General features: G+C 74.0%; 10 protein-coding genes and 1 pseudogene. 6 read left to right on the forward strand and 5 right to left on the reverse strand.

Annotated elements, in window-relative coordinates:
- The 3 genes from AC529_RS01670 to AC529_RS01680 all read left to right on the forward strand — a co-directional run.
- On the forward strand, positions 1-967 hold a 967-nt coding region (locus AC529_RS01670), incomplete at its 5' end, for a DUF72 domain-containing protein (protein WP_232306523.1).
- 98 nt (positions 968-1065) lie between these two features.
- Positions 1066-1644, forward strand: a complete 579-nt coding sequence (locus tag AC529_RS01675; RefSeq protein ID WP_068753155.1) for an LURP-one-related/scramblase family protein — start codon at positions 1066-1068, stop codon at positions 1642-1644.
- 81 nt (positions 1645-1725) lie between these two features.
- Positions 1726-2193, forward strand: coding sequence for a hypothetical protein (locus AC529_RS01680; protein WP_068753156.1), 468 nt, complete (start codon positions 1726-1728; stop codon positions 2191-2193).
- A gap of 7 nt (positions 2194-2200) precedes the next feature.
- On the opposite strand, the gene AC529_RS01685 is transcribed toward AC529_RS01680, so the two are convergent.
- The 4 genes and pseudogenes from AC529_RS01685 to AC529_RS21290 all read right to left on the reverse strand — a co-directional run bounded on the left by AC529_RS01685 (position 2201) and on the right by AC529_RS21290 (position 9428).
- Positions 2201-3082 (reverse strand): Fpg/Nei family DNA glycosylase, encoded by an 882-nt coding sequence (locus AC529_RS01685; protein WP_068753157.1) that lies wholly within the window; start codon positions 3080-3082, stop codon positions 2201-2203.
- A gap of 117 nt (positions 3083-3199) precedes the next feature.
- Positions 3200-5986 carry a DEAD/DEAH box helicase gene (locus AC529_RS01690; RefSeq protein ID WP_068753158.1) on the reverse strand — a complete coding sequence of 929 codons (2787 nt, stop codon included), beginning with the start codon at positions 5984-5986 and terminating at the stop codon, positions 3200-3202.
- 723 nt (positions 5987-6709) lie between these two features.
- Positions 6710-7759, reverse strand: a complete 1050-nt coding sequence (locus tag AC529_RS01695) for a hypothetical protein (protein WP_068753159.1) — start codon at positions 7757-7759, stop codon at positions 6710-6712.
- Positions 7760-7966: 207 nt separating this feature from the next.
- Positions 7967-9428, reverse strand: a pseudogene (locus AC529_RS21290) (PucR family transcriptional regulator).
- A gap of 174 nt (positions 9429-9602) precedes the next feature.
- On the opposite strand from AC529_RS21290, the gene gabT reads away from it, so the two are divergent.
- The 3 genes from gabT (at position 9603) to AC529_RS01715 (ending at position 12371) form a co-directional block, all read left to right on the forward strand.
- Complete coding sequence (gabT, locus tag AC529_RS01705; protein WP_068753160.1) at positions 9603-10949, forward strand: 4-aminobutyrate--2-oxoglutarate transaminase; 1347 nt, start codon at positions 9603-9605, stop codon at positions 10947-10949.
- A gap of 138 nt (positions 10950-11087) precedes the next feature.
- Positions 11088-11894, forward strand: coding sequence for a carbon-nitrogen hydrolase family protein (locus AC529_RS01710; RefSeq protein WP_068753161.1), 807 nt, complete (start codon positions 11088-11090; stop codon positions 11892-11894).
- 225 nt (positions 11895-12119) lie between these two features.
- Positions 12120-12371, forward strand: coding sequence for a hypothetical protein (locus AC529_RS01715; RefSeq protein WP_157080072.1), 252 nt, complete (start codon positions 12120-12122; stop codon positions 12369-12371).
- A gap of 390 nt (positions 12372-12761) precedes the next feature.
- Here the strand turns inward: AC529_RS01715 and AC529_RS01720 are convergent, their stop codons facing one another.
- Positions 12762-14264 (reverse strand): CoA-acylating methylmalonate-semialdehyde dehydrogenase, encoded by a 1503-nt coding sequence (locus tag AC529_RS01720; protein ID WP_068753162.1) that lies wholly within the window; start codon positions 14262-14264, stop codon positions 12762-12764.
- Between the last annotated feature and the right edge of the window lie 66 nt (positions 14265-14330).

The following is a 14330-nucleotide window of genomic DNA, read 5'->3' on the forward strand; positions in this document are numbered from 1 at the left end:
CCGTGGCGGGCAGCGGCGTCCCATGGGCGACATCAGGACGGGCACGGCGTCGTGGACGGACCCCTCGCTGATCGGGTCCGGCTGGTATCCGGACGACGCCACCACCCCGCAGCGGCGGCTCGGCTACTACGCCTCCCGGTTCCCGGTCGTGGAGGTCGACTCCGCCTACTACGCGCTGCCCAGGGCGCCGGTCGCGCAGTTGTGGGCGGAGCGCACCCCGGACGGGTTCACCTTCAACGTCAAGGCGTTCTCCCTGCTCACCCACCATCCGACGCGGGTGTCCGCGCTCCCGGTGGAGCTGCGCGGCGCGGCGGCCGGGGCCGTCAACCGCAGGGGCGTCCTCTACCTGCACGCCGCGGCCCCGGACCTGGTGGAGCAGGTGTGGGACCGCTTCCGCGGGGCGTTGGAGCCGCTGCGGCGCGCGGGGCGGCTCGGCGCGGTGCTGTTCCAGTTCCCGCAGTGGTTCCCCTACGGCGAGGACACCCTGCGCTACCTGCTGGAGTGCCGGGACCGGTGCGCGCCGCTGCGGGTGTGCGTGGAGTTCCGCAACCGCACCTGGCTGGACTCCGGGCACCGGGAGCGGACCCTGGCCTTCCTGCGCGGGCACGGCCTGCCCTACGTGTGCGTGGACATGCCGCAGGGCCACGCCAGTTCGGTGCCGCCCGTGGCCGAGGCCGTCTCCGACCTGGCGGTCGTGCGGTTCCACGGCCGTTCCGAGCACTGGGCCGGCGGCGACAAGCGGCGGCGGTTCGGCTACCGCTACTCCGACGAGGAGCTGGCCGAGTGGGTGCCCCGGGTGGGCCGTCTGGCCGAGCGGGCCGCCTCGGTGCACGTGCTGTTCAACAACTGCCTGCGCGACTACGCCGTGCGCAACGCCGAGCGGTTCACCGGGCTGCTGCGCGCGGCCGAGCTTCCCGTCCTTCCCCCGCCGCGGCCGACCGCGGAATCCTCCTGGTCACAGAAATAACAAAAGAACATCAAAGGCCAGAAAAAGGAACTATCTACCGCGTCGCCTCATCGGAGGGTTCGTCAATCCCCCGCGACCGAACCCGAACAAAGGCGATCATGGACTTTCAGCAGTTGCAGAGCCTGCCGCGGATGATCATGCGGCAGCGTATCCGCCCGATGGTCAACCAGTACGAGTTCCACGCCGTCCTCCCCGACGGCAGCGAGGGGGAGCTGCTGGCCTTCGCGCAGCAGAAGCGGCTGGCCCTCAAGGAGCAGGTGACCCTCTACACCGACGACACCAAGCAGTACCCGGTCCTGGGGTTCAAGGCCCGCAACGTCATCGACCTGGGCGCCACCTACGACGTCTTCGACGCCTCCGGCACCCCCATCGGACTGTTCCGCAAGGACTTCAAGCAGTCCCTGCTGCGTTCCACCTGGCACCTGGAGCAGCCGAACCTGGGGCAGATCACCGGCCAGGAGCGCGACGTCGCGCTCGCCGTGCTGCGCCGCTTCATCGAGGCGCTCGCCTTCGTGCCCTACCACTTCGACTTCGTCCTCAACGGGCAGGTCATGTTCTCGATCGACAAGAAGTGGGGCATCCGCGACCGCTACACCATCGAGATCCCCAGCCCGCACGTCGACCGGCGGCTGGTGATCGCCATGGCGGTGGCGGTCGACGCGCTCCAGGGGCGCTGACCCGCTCGGGCGGGTCGATAATGGCCATCTGACTGCGGTTTCACACCCCTGACGCCACGATCACCGAGGAGGGGAGCAGCAGTGGATGTCCATGTGCTGGCGGGCCGTATCCGCAACTCCGGCTACGGGCCCGCCAGCGCCGAGGCCGTGCAGCGGCAGATCGCGGCGATCGCCGAGCGGCTGGCCGCCCACGCGGCCGACTTCGGCTACAACCCCGCCGCTCTGGAGCCCGAGCAGGCCGACGCGCTGGAGGAGGTCTACCTCGCCGAGCGCGACGTGCCCGTGGTCGAGGCCGAGCACATCCGGGAGCTGTACGAGGCGCACGAGCCCGACGCGATCCCGTACAACGACGACATCGCGGTCCTGGCGGTCGACCCGGAGCTGTGGGACGACTACGCCGTGATGAGCGCGGCGGAGGCGCTGGCCAAGGGGCTGCGCGCGGTCTACCACGCGCGCCTGCTCGCCGAGCGCCTGGCCGGCGCCGAGCTCACCGACGACCTCGCCGAGGAGATCGCCTGGGAGGTCACCAGCGAGGTCTCCCCGCGCTGAGGCGGGCTCACCCCGTCTGGCAGCCCGGGCACCAGTACAGGACGCGCCCGGCCAGTTCCGCGGAGCGGACCGGGGTGGTGCAGACCCGGCAGGGCTGCCCGGTGCGGTAGGCGACGTAGAAGGCGTCCTCCCGGGACGGCAGCTCCGGCACGGGGTCGTCCCGGTGTTCGGGGTGGGTGGTGACGATCCGGCCGTCCCGGACCCCGGCGTGCAGCAGGCGGACCAGGTCGGCCCAGAGCTCCTCCCACCGGGCGCGGTCCAGGTCGCGTCCGGCGCGGTAGGGGTCGATCCCCGCGCGGAACAGCGACTCGGCGCGGTAGATGTTGCCCACGCCGGCGACCACGTCCTGGCGCATGAGCAGCGCCGCGATCGGGGTGCGGGACCTGCTGACCTTCCGCCACGCCTGCTCGGGGTCGGCGTCCGCGCGCAGCGGGTCGGGGCCGAGCCGGGCCTGCACCGCCCGCTTGCCCTCGGGGTCCACCACCTCGCAGGCGGACGGGCCGCGCAGGTCGGCCCAGCCGTCGGCGCCGACCAGCCGCAGCCGCACCGCTCCGGTGGGCGGCGGCGGGACCGCGAACCCCTCCGCGTCGCGCCGGAGCGTCCACGCGGTGTCCGTGTCGGCCCGCGGGGCGCCCAGGTAGCGTTCGCCGTCGGCGTCGCCGAAGGTCCAGGCCCCGTACAGCCCGAGGTGGACGCGGACCCACTCGCCGGAGTCGAAGCCGAGGAAGAGGTGCTTGCCGTGGGCCTCGGCCCCGCCCAGCACCCGTCCGTCGATCCGCCGCGCCCCCTCGGCGAACCGCCCCTGCGGACTGGTGGCGCGCAGCCGCTGCCCGCCGTAGGTCTTGGTGAAGTGGATCGCCAGCCGGTGCAGCGTGTGGCCCTCGGGCACCGTGTCGTCGCCTCCTCCGCTCGTCGGGGCCGCCCGCCGCGGCCCCTCCGGCGGTTGTGCACCCTACCCGGTCCCCTCCCCGGTCCCGGACATGCCCCCGGGCACGCTCCCGGCCCCTCAGGCCCGGCCGAGCAGGATCTCCTTGGCCAGGTCCACGGGGTCGTGGAGGCAGCGCCAGAGGGGGACGCGGAGCACGGGCAGGTTCGTCACCTCCCGCAGCCGCTGCTGGCGGTCGAGCAGGCGGCGCAGGCCGCGGCCGTCGCGGGTGCGGTCCACCAGGACCAGGACCCGTCCGCCGGGGGCCGCCACGGCCAGGTCGACCCGGTAGCCCGCCACCGCCGCTCCGGTCTCGACCTCGGCGGACAGGTCGCCCAGCGCCTGGAGCAGCGGGCGCGGCACGGCCGGTCCGTCCGCCTCGCCCGTCCCTGTCGCGGCCGCCTCCGCCACCGCCGCGGGGACCCCGCCGCCCTCCTCCCAGAACCGGCGGTCCCCCACGACGACGAGCTGCGCGATCGCCCCCGTCAGCAGCGGGTGCCACCACTGCGCCCCCGCCAGCGTCCGGGCCACCGTGCGGTGCGGGGTGGAGCCGCTCAGCACGGGGGAGACCACCAGCGCGTCGCACGGCTGCGCGCCGAAGGCGTGCGGGCTGTCGATCCGGATGCGGCGGGAGTAGCGCCGACGGCCGGTCAACCGGCCCAGCAGGTCCCGCTGTCCGCTGAACGGGCTGGTCACCCCCACGGTCGCCCCGTGGGGGAGGCGCACGTCCAGCGCGGTCAGCACCGCCGCCACCCGGTGCGCCTCCTCCCGGTTGACGTAGGAGCCTCCGTCCTCCTCCTCGTACTCGCCGGTCACGTCGTGCCACTGCACCGGCCGGTCGGCGTCGCCGGGCAGGCTCCAGGGGTCGGTGAGCACGGTCGCCCGTCCCCCGTAGCAGTAGCGGTCGGCCAGCGCCGCGATCGCCGGCTGGCACCGGTCGTGCTCGTCGAGCCAGAGCACCCGTCCCCCGGTCTCGGTGCGGACGCGTGCCAGCGCCCGGTAGGCGGACGGGACCGTGCCGGGTCCCCGACCGTTCGCGCCGACCACGGGCGGGGGCGCGGCCGGGTCGCCGATGACCAGTGCGCGGCGGGCCCGGTAGAGCAGCGGAAGCACCTCGCCGATGCCGCAGCGGTCCGCGCGGTCCACGATCACCAGGTCGAACATGCCGGCCCGGGGCGGCAGTTCGTGGGCCCGGCCCACCGCCACCGCCCACACCGGGGCGGTGGCCCCGGTGTCGTCCGTGCCGCGGGCCCGCGCCCGGGCCGCCAGGTAGGCGGCGCTGGACCGCCGGTGCGCCTCCAGGGCCGCCACCAGGTCGGCGTACAGCTCCTCCAGGGAGGTCGCGCGGCGCCGGGTGTCGAGGACGGTGCGCCACTCCTGTTCCACCCGGGCGATCTGGCACACCCGGGCCAGGACGGCCGGGTCGGCGGCGGCGGCCAGCCTGCGCCACGCGCCGGAGCGCCGCAGCGGCCGGAGGGGGAAGCGCTGGGCGGCCTGCTCCCCCCACCGCAGCCACTCCTGAGGGCTGCTGCCGCGGAACAGCGCCCCGGGGTCCCAGCCCGCCGCGATGATCTGCCCGCGGGCCTCCGCCAGCAGCGCCAGGTCGCGTTCGATGCGCGCGATCGCGTCGATGGCGGCGCGGGCCACGCACACCGCGGCCCAGTCCCGGTACAGCGCCGTGCGCGCCTCGGTCTCCTCCTCCTTCAGCGCGCGCCGCTCCTGGAGGGTGCTGCGGGCGCCGCCGCGGGCGGGCACGGCGACCGCTCCGCCCGCGACCAGGTGCGCGGTCTCCAGCTCGGTGCGGACGTCGACGGTGAAGGCGTCGGCGGAGGCGGTGTCGGAGGCGACGAAGAGCACGCTCTGCCCGGAGGCGACGGCCGTGTGCGCGGCGGCGGTCGCCAGTGTCCCCGCCCCGTTTCCGGGCGGGGCGGCGACGACGGTGAGCCGCCGGGTCATCGCCGACTCCACCGCCTTGTGGTGGGCTTCGCTCACCGGGACCGCGCTGACGGGGATGGCCGGTTCGGCCCGCCCGGGTTCGGGCACGTGGGTGAGGCTGGCCAGCGCGGTGTCGCCGAACCTGGCCACGTCCAGGCCCTCGACCTCGGCGAGGTCGGTGAGCAGGGAGCGCGGGTCGGGGCCGGCCTCATGCCCTGCGGACCACCCGGCGGAGGCCGGCCCGCAGGGGCGGCGGGCCAGGGGGACGGGGGGCGCCTCGGTGACGAGCACCGGGCCGTGGTCGGCGGCGCTGTTGCGGCGCAGGTACTCGTCGAGGTCGGCGGTGTCGATCCAGCCGTCGCCGTCGCGGTCGGGCGCGGCCCCCCGCAGCGCCCGGGCCACGCCCAGGCTGAGCGGTTCGGCGCCGCGGTGCCCGCCCGCCGCCGCGAAGACCGTGCAGCCCTCCCCGGGGAACGACCGCCGCAGGTCGAGTTGGGGGACCGTCAGGGTGCAGCCGTCCGGCCCGTCGTCGAACCAGCCGCTGTATCCGCAGTCCAGCAGCACGACCGTGGCGCGGGCCGGGGAGGACTGGATCACCTCGCTCACGGCGTCCAGCCGCACGGCCCCGGAGGCGAACCGGCGCCCCGGCGCGGTGGGGAAGCACACCGCGCCGTCGCTGCCCCGGACCACGGTGCCGTGCAGCGCGAGCAGGAGGACGTCGGTCGGTTCGGCCACCGCGAAGAAGGAGCGCACCTCCTCCAGCATCCGGGTGCGTCCCGGGTCGTCCAGGGCGCGCACCTCGTCGAAGGCCGCGTCGGTCAGCGCCGATCCCAGCGCCTCGACTTCCTCCCGCACCCCCGCTTCGGCTCCGGAGGCGCTCCCGTGGGCGGGGGTGGCCGCCACGAGCAGCGCCCTGCGTGTCCGAGGTCTCATCGCCGTCCCACCCCGTAGCGCGCCCGCGGCGTGAACGGTGGAGGAAATGTGTGGAATAACCGCACGTGACACCTCTGCTCCCACTGACCGACCTCATCGGACCGTCAAGTGACGAATTAGTCACCCAAAGCAACTCATCGCATTCTCGCGACCGGTCGTTCCATGTGTGATGCGTATGGGAAAAATTTCCGGACCGATTTTCCGCGCCGGAACGCACCACCATGTGTGAACAACGGTAATCCCGGGTAGGGGTCGTTCGCGCCGTCCGGGCCGGGGATCACCCCATACCGTGACCCGATTCCGGTTCCGCGGCCGCCTCCGCGGTCCTTTCACCGCCCCGCCCCGCACTCCGCCGCCCCCTGGGACCGCTTCCGCTCCCGGTGCGCGGCGGACGCCGACCGCCTGATCCTGGGCTTCTGCACCGGCGGGCACCCCTGGGACCCGCGCGGGAACGGCGGGCGCCCGCCCCGGCTCCGCGGCCCGGCAGCGGAATTCCGGCGCAGAAAAGCCATTCCTGACCGCATTTGTCCGCGACACGGGCAAAAAGCGTTGTTAACCCTTTCTGTCCGCCACGACGGCGGAGGACGACGGTTTTCCTCCCGAATCCCTCCTTTTCTGCACCGGGACGGAGGAAAGGCCGTCTGCGCGTCCGCCGCGACGGCCCGGCAGAAAACCGGCCGCACCGCACCGCCGCGACACGGGAAAACCGCCCCGAAAACGGGACTATTCCGGCGGAGGAGCGGAATCGCCGTCGTCCTCGGCGGCGGCCTGCGCCTCGGCGCGCCGCACCGGGACCACGAGCGCCAGGACCGCGCCCACGAGGAGCAGGAACGGGCCGGCGTGGCGCAGGGCGTCGGCCGCGCGCCCGGCAGGGCCTTCCCCGTCGGACGTCTCCTCCAGCCGCTCCAGCAGGCCGGTGAGCGTGGCCGTGGCGCTGCCGCCGTCCCGCCGGGCGTCCTCGGCGATCCTGGCCAGGACGGCCCCGCGCGGGCCGAACCGGCTCGCGGCAGCGCTGCCGCCCACCGACCCGGCGACCACGTTCCCCTCCTCGTCCACCAGGTAGACGACGACGGGAGCGTCGCGCTCCCCCTGCACCAGATCGGCGACGCTGCCGGAGCCCCGGTGCAGCACCGCGCTCTCGTAGGCGACCGCCTCGCCGGGCAGCAGCGCCACCCGCACCCCGTCCGGCAGCGCGGCCAGCCGCTCGGCCAGCTCCTCGGTCCGCTGCGGGGTGAGGTCGGTCGCCAGGCCGGGGGCCGCGTACAGCGGCGTCTGCGCCAGCGCCTGCGCGGCCGCGGAGGTGACCTCCCCGCGCAGGGCCGCGGACAGGGTCTCCATGTGGGAGAGCAGGTCCTCGGGGGCGACCCGGTCCTCCAGCAGCCGGCCGCCGACGCCCCGGGGCCCCGCGGCGCCCGCGTCGACCTGGAAGGCGTGCCCGTCCCAGCGGTAGAGGACCACGGTCCGCCGCTCCTGCGCTCCGTGCACCTGGGAGGCGAGCTCCTGCGCTGCGGCGTCCTCCCCCGGCAGCACGGCGACCCGGACGGAGCGGTCGTCGGCGAAGGCGTCGGCCACGGCGTCGGGGGTGACCTCGGGCAGCACCCCGGTGACCCGGTCGTGGACGTAGGGCTCCGCGTCCTCCCAGGCCTCGCGGATCTCGGCGAGGCAGGCCCCGCCCCCGTCCTCCGGCTCGGCCGCCGCCGTGGGAGCGCCGAGGAGCAGGCCCGCCAGCACGCCCGCTGCCGCCGCCGACGCCCGCAGTACCCGCCCGACCATCGCCCCTCCGGATGCTCTGCCTTCTCGCGTTCCGGACCTCCCGTCCTGTCTTCTTGTGACCTTGAACACAGCACACCCGGTCCGACATTCCGCCGACAGAGCCCAACCGCGAACAAAACATGAGGTCAGAGCGGCTTTCGCGAAGAACTCCCCAGGTTCGGGCAGGCGACGGCAGAGGAGGAGCAAACCGGCGCCGCCCGGCCCGCCTCACCCCCGCTCGGTCATGCGCAGGGCCAGCCACAGTTCGGCCCGGTAGTCGGGGTCGTCCAGGTCGCCGGGGAGCAGCTCGCGGATGCGCGCGATCCGGTAGCGCAGGGTGTGCCGGTGGATCCCCAGGGACTCGGCCGCGGCGTCCCAGCGGCCCGCCGCGGCCAGGTAGGCGCGCAGGGAGGCCAGCAGTTCGGCGCTGGACCGGTGGCCGTGCAGCGGGGCGAGCAGCCGCCGCGCCGTGCCCTCCCCCGCGGGGGTGTCCAGCAGTCCGAGGAACCCGACCGGCAGGTCGGCGTGGCGGACCAGCCCGAAGTGGTCGCGCCGGGCGACCTCCAGCGCCCGTTCGGCCTGGGCCAGCGCCTCGGGCAGCTCCTCGTAGCCGGACTCCCCGCTCACGCCCAACCGGTCCGCCCGTGAACGCGGCCAGGCGGCCTCCCGGGTCGGACCGGGCGCTGCCCAGGAACACGAACCGCCCGTCCCGCACGGCCGCCAGTCCGTCCTCCTCGTCGCGCCCCCAGGACACGGCGGCGGGGCTCTCCTCGGCTGCCACGACGACCACGGGTTCCGCGGGCAGGGCCGCGCGCAGCGCCTCGGTCCCGGGGCCGGACACGCTCACGGCCCCGCCCAGCAGGGCCTCCAGCAGTCCGCTGCGCAGCCGCTCCGAGGCGGCGGGACGGCCGCGCTCCAGCTCCAGGGAGAGCAGGGAGCCGGCGGCGTTGACCAGGGTCCGCTCGTCCGAGCCGAGCGGGTGCGGGCTGCCCACCGCGAGGAAGCCGCGCACCCGTCCGGACACGCCCAGGGGCTGCACGGTGACGTGTCCGGAGGCGGCCGCCAGCGAGGCGCTGGCGGGGCGGCGCAGGCCGCGCAGCCGCCGCACCTCCTCGGCGAGGTCCGGGACGTGGGCACTGGCCTGGGCGGGGCGGGCGTGCAGCGGCGCGCCGCCCGGGGAGAGCAGCAGCACCCATCCCCCGTCCAGCTCCGCGTGGAGCCGGTCCACCACCGCCTCGGCGCCGCGCAGCGCGGCGCGCGTCAACTGGCGCTGCGCGGCGAACGCCTTGGTCAGCCCCTCGTACTCCTCCCGGGCCAGCAGCCGGGAGACCTCCTTGCCGATGGCGATGAACGGGGTCTGGCGGGGCACCGCGAGGAACGGCAGGTCGAACCGGGCGACCGCCTCGGACAGGGTGGCAGGCACCTGGTCGTGCACGACGCCGAGGCCGAAGCCGAGCCCGGCGACCCCGCGGTCGACCAGGCGCCGCACGTAGCTGCGCGCCGCGTCGGGCTCGTGGGTCCAGCGCATGCCGGTGGTCAGCAGCAGCTCCCCGCCCTCCAGGTAGGGGGTGGGGTCGGTGAGCTCGCTGACCGCCACCCAGCGCACCGGGGTGTCCAGCTTGTCGGCGCCGTTGAGCAACCGCAGGCGCAGCCGCGGAGTGCGCAGGATCGCTCCCAGGGAAGGCGGCACGCTCACCCCTTGTTTGCCGGTTTCGGGCCGTCAGGACCGCAGTTCTGCCAAAAAGGCCAAGAACGCCCTGAAATCCTATCCATCCTGGCGAGGGAATCCACCTGCCGTTCGGCTTACTGTTCAGTCCATAAGCCCGGATGGTCGAGCCGCCACCACGAGGAGGGGCAGGAAGCCATGGCCGTTGAGCACGCGGAGCTCCCGCAGCAGCGCCGGATCGTCACCGAGATCCCCGGTCCCAGGTCGCGTGCGCTGCACGAACGCCGGGTCGCGGCCGTCGCCCGGGGGGTGGGCAGCTCCCTGCCGGTCTACGTGGCCCGGGCGGGCGGCGGCATCGTCGAGGACGTCGACGGCAACCGCTTCATCGACTTCGGCTCCGGCATCGCCGTGACCAACGTGGGCAACGCCAACCCGCGGGTGGTGGCCCGCGCCGGCGAGCAGTTGGCCCGCTTCACGCACACCTGTTTCATGATCAACCCCTACGAGGGCTACGTCGAGGTGTGCGAGGCGCTCAACCGGATCACCCCCGGCGACCACGAGAAGCGCTCCATCCTGGTGAACTCGGGCGCCGAGGCGGTGGAGAACGCGGTCAAGATCGCGCGCAGCGCCACCGGGCGCCAGGCGGTGGTGGTGTTCGACCACGCCTACCACGGCCGCACCAACCTGACGATGGCGCTGACCGCCAAGAACATGCCCTACAAGCAGGGGTTCGGCCCCTTCGCGGGCGAGGTCTACCGGATGCCGATGGCCTACCCCTTCCGCTGGCCGACCGGCCCCGACAACTGCGGCCCCGAGGCCGCGGCCCAGGCCGTCGACCTGATCACCAAGCAGATCGGGCCGGAGAACGTGGCCGCGGTGCTGATCGAGCCGATCCAGGGCGAGGGCGGCTTCATCGTGCCGGGCCGGGGGTTCCTGCCCGCGCTCGTGGAGTTCTGCCGGGCGCACGGCATCGTGTTCATCGCCGACGAGGTGCAGACCGGCTTCGCGCGCACCGGCGACATGTTCGCCTGCGAGCACGAGGGGATCGTGCCGGACCTGATCACCACGGCCAAGGGGATCGCGGGCGGCCTGCCGCTGGCCGCGGTCACCGGGCGGGCCGAGCTCATGGACGCCGTCCACAGCGGCGGCCTGGGCGGCACCTACGGCGGCAACCCGGCCGCGTGCGCGGCGGCGCTGGCCGCGCTGGAGACGATCGAGAGCGAGAACCTGGTGGCGCGCTCCCGCGCCATCGGCGAGGTGCTGCTGCCCCGGCTGCACGCGCTCGCCGAGCGGTACGACATCGTCGGCGACGTGCGGGGGCGCGGCGCGATGGTCGCCCTGGAGCTGGTGGCGGGCGCAGGCGACACGACCCCCAACCCGGGGGCGATCGCTCCGATCGTCGAGTACTGCCACTCCAACGGCCTGGTCCTGCTGACCGCGGGCACCTACGGCAACGTGATCCGGCTGCTGCCGCCGCTGGTCATCGGCGACGACCTGCTCGACGAGGGGATGTCCATCCTGGAGGAGGCGTTCGCCCGGCTGTAGGCGCGGGGCGCGGCGGGGCCGGGGGCGGGTGAGGCGTGCGGGGGCCGCCTCGCCCGCCCCCGGTCCCGCCGCGCCGGTGTCCCCGCGGATCGCGTAGGGTCACGGTCGTCGGGAAGCTCGCAGGCTGAGGGGGTCGGCATGGTCGCGGTGGCCGTCGCGCAGTTCGCGCCGGGGACGGACAAGCAGGCGAACCTGGCCCGGGCCGCCGAACTGGTGCGTGCGGCGGCCGGGCGGGGCGCCCGGGTGGTGGTGCTGCCCGAGTACGCGATGTTCACCGCCCCGGTCACCGACCGCCGGTTCGTGGAGTCGGCCGAGCCCCTGGACGGCCGCTACGTGTCGGGGCTGCGGGAGTTGGCGCGCGAGGCGGGCGTCTACGTCGTGGCGGGGGTCAACGAGGCGCTGGACGAGCCGGAGCGCTTCTCCAACACCACGGTGGCCGTCGGCCCCGACGCCGAGCTGGCGGCGTGCTACCGCAAGCTGCACCTGTACGACGCCTTCGGGTTCACCGAGTCGGCGGTGGTGCGCCCGGGGGAGGTCACCGATCCCCCGGTGTTCTCCGTCGACGGGCTCGTCTTCGGCCTACAGACCTGCTACGACCTGCGCTTCCCCGAGGTCACGCGGAGGCTGGCCGACGCCGGGGCGCAGGTGGTGGCGGTCGGCGCGGAGTGGGTTCCGGGGCCGTTGAAGGAGGAGCACTGGCGTCTCCTGGTGCGCGCCCGGGCCGTCGAGAACACCCTGTACGTCGCGGCGGCGGGGCAGAGCGCGCCGATGGGGTCGGGAAACAGCATGGTCGTGGACCCGATGGGGGTGGTGGTGACCTCCCTGGGCGAGCAGGAGGGCGTGGCCGTGGCGGAGGCGGACCCCGCCCGGGTGGCGCAGGTGCGCAAGGTCAATCCCGCCCTGGCGTTGCGGCGCTTCACCACTGTGCCGAGATACCCGGCGTAACGCTGGCTTCCAGCGCTTTATCCCCTTTTAGCCCTTTAAGTTGTAGTACGGAATTCCAGTTTTGACTACACAGAGTCAATACCCCTAAGCTCAAGGCCACAGTTTTGGCTCTGCTTTATCCGGCGAGCACACCCTGTCTGCTTGAATCCAATCACCGACATCCGTCTGCACTGACTGATCCGCGACTGTCCTGTACCACGGGGGGGAGTAGGGACGTTGAGCGGTCTGGGCATCATGTGCGAGCGCAGTGCGCCCGCAGACGAAGACGACAGCCACGTCTTCGACCTGGAAGGACTCAGCGACGCGCAGGTCACGGGGGAAGCCTGCGTCGTCTGCCACGCGAGGTGGCCGCGCCCGCGCCAACCGCTGGGAACGCTGCCCGACGGGACCCCGGTCTACGGCTGCGCCGAGTGCGCGCGCCTGGCCGCCGACCACCGTCCCGACCCCTTCGACCCCCAGCTTCTCGCCACGCCCTGACCGGGGCGTACCGCCCGCGGGCCGACGCCGAGTCCGCCCGCACGCGACGCCGCCGGAGCGCGCCCGGCCCGCCCCGGGCCAACCGCCGCCGCCCGGGACAGGCTCGCCGTTGCGCACCTCGGCGGTGCGCGGCGACAGGGGGAGGGGAGTGCTCCGGGCCGGGGGGAGAAGCTGCCCGGAGCATCCCTTCACCATGCGCCCGGTTCCGGAGGGGGGAGTGGAACGAGGCGCACCCTCTCGTGGTCTCCACCGACGACCGGGGCGCAGAGCAGCGGTCCCGGAGCGGTGAACCGGCAACCACGATACTCCGACCGGTGTGCGGCCGCCCTCCGGTGCGCAGCCCCGCTGTCGATTCGTGCGCGAGACCGCCGTTTCGTCGGGGCCGACGCCTCACCCGTTGGTGGGGAAGCCGAGGTTGACCCCGCCGTGGCTGGGGTCGAGCCAGCGTGCGGTGACCGCCTTGGTGCGGGTGTAGAAGTGCACGCCCTCCGTTCCGTGCGCGTGCGAGTCGCCGAACAGCGAGTTCTTCCAGCCGCCGAAGGAGTAGTAGGCCATCGGCACCGGGATGGGCACGTTGATGCCGACCATGCCCACCTCCACCTCGTTCTGGAAGCGCCGTGCCGCGCCGCCGTCGTTGGTGAAGATGGCGGTGCCGTTGCCGTAGGGGTTGGCGTTGACGAGGCGGATCGCCTCCTCGTAGGTGTCGACGCGCAGCACCGACAGCACCGGGCCGAAGATCTCGTCGCGGTAGCACGACATCTCGGGGGTGACGTGGTCCAGCACCGACGGCCCCAGCCAGAAGCCGTCGGGTTCGCCGCCGAGCACCGGGTGCACGCGGCCGTCGACCGCCAGGGTCGCGCCCTCGCGCACCCCCGACTCCAGGTAGGAGGCGACCCGGTCGCGGTGTTCGCGGGTCACCAGCGGCCCCATCTCGCTGCGCGTGTCGTCCCCCGGTCCCACGCGCAGCCGCGCCACCCGCTGTTTGATCCCGGCCAGCAGGTCGTCGGCGATCCCGCCGACGGCCACCACCGCCGAGATCGCCATGCACCGCTCCCCCGCCGAGCCGAACCCCGCCGAGACCGCGGCGTCGGCGGCCAGGTCCAGGTCGGCGTCGGGCAGCACCACCATGTGGTTCTTGGCCCCGCCCAGCGCCTGCACCCGCTTGCCGTGGGCCGCCGCGGTGGAGTAGACGTAGCGCGCGATCGGGGTGGAGCCGACGAAGCTGACCGCCTTGACGTCCTCGTGGGTCAGCAGCGCGTCGACCGCCTCCTTCGCGCCGTGCACCACGTTGAACACGCCGTCGGGCAGGCCGGCCTCGGCCCACAGCTCGGCCAGGCGGACCGCGGCCGAGGGGTCCTTCTCGCTCGGCTTGAGCACGAAGGTGTTGCCGCAGGCGATGGCGATGGGGAACATCCACATCGGCACCATGGCGGGGAAGTTGAACGGGGTGATCCCGGCGACCACGCCGAGCGGCTGGAGGATGGAGTAGGCGTCCACCCGGGTGGAGACGTTCTCCGAGTAGCCGCCCTTGAGCAGGTGCGGGATGCCGCAGGCGAACTCCACGACCTCCAGGCCGCGGGAGACCTCGCCCAGCGCGTCGGAGACGACCTTGCCGTGCTCGGCGCTGATGAGGCGGGCCAGCTCGTCGCGGTGGGCGCGGACCAGCTCGCGGAAGGCGAACATGACCTCGGTGCGCCGGGCCAGCGAGGTGTCCCGCCAGGCCGGGAAGGCCGCCTTGGCGGCGGCCACCGCGGCGGCCACCTCCTCCGGTCCGCCGAGGCCGACCGTGCCCGAGACGCGCCCGGTCGCCGGGTTGTGGATGTCGCCGCGGCGCTCGGCCGGCCCCTGCCAGGGCTTGCCGCCGATCCAGTGTGGGACGTGCTTGACAGACAACGGAACCTTCTTCGTCGTTGCGGGATGGTGCGGGTTTGCTGCGGGAGGGCGCGGCCCCGGATCCGG

Origin of the sequence: Thermobifida cellulosilytica TB100, assembly GCF_001517975.1 — a bacterium.
Taxonomy (GTDB): domain Bacteria; phylum Actinomycetota; class Actinomycetes; order Streptosporangiales; family Streptosporangiaceae; genus Thermobifida; species Thermobifida cellulosilytica.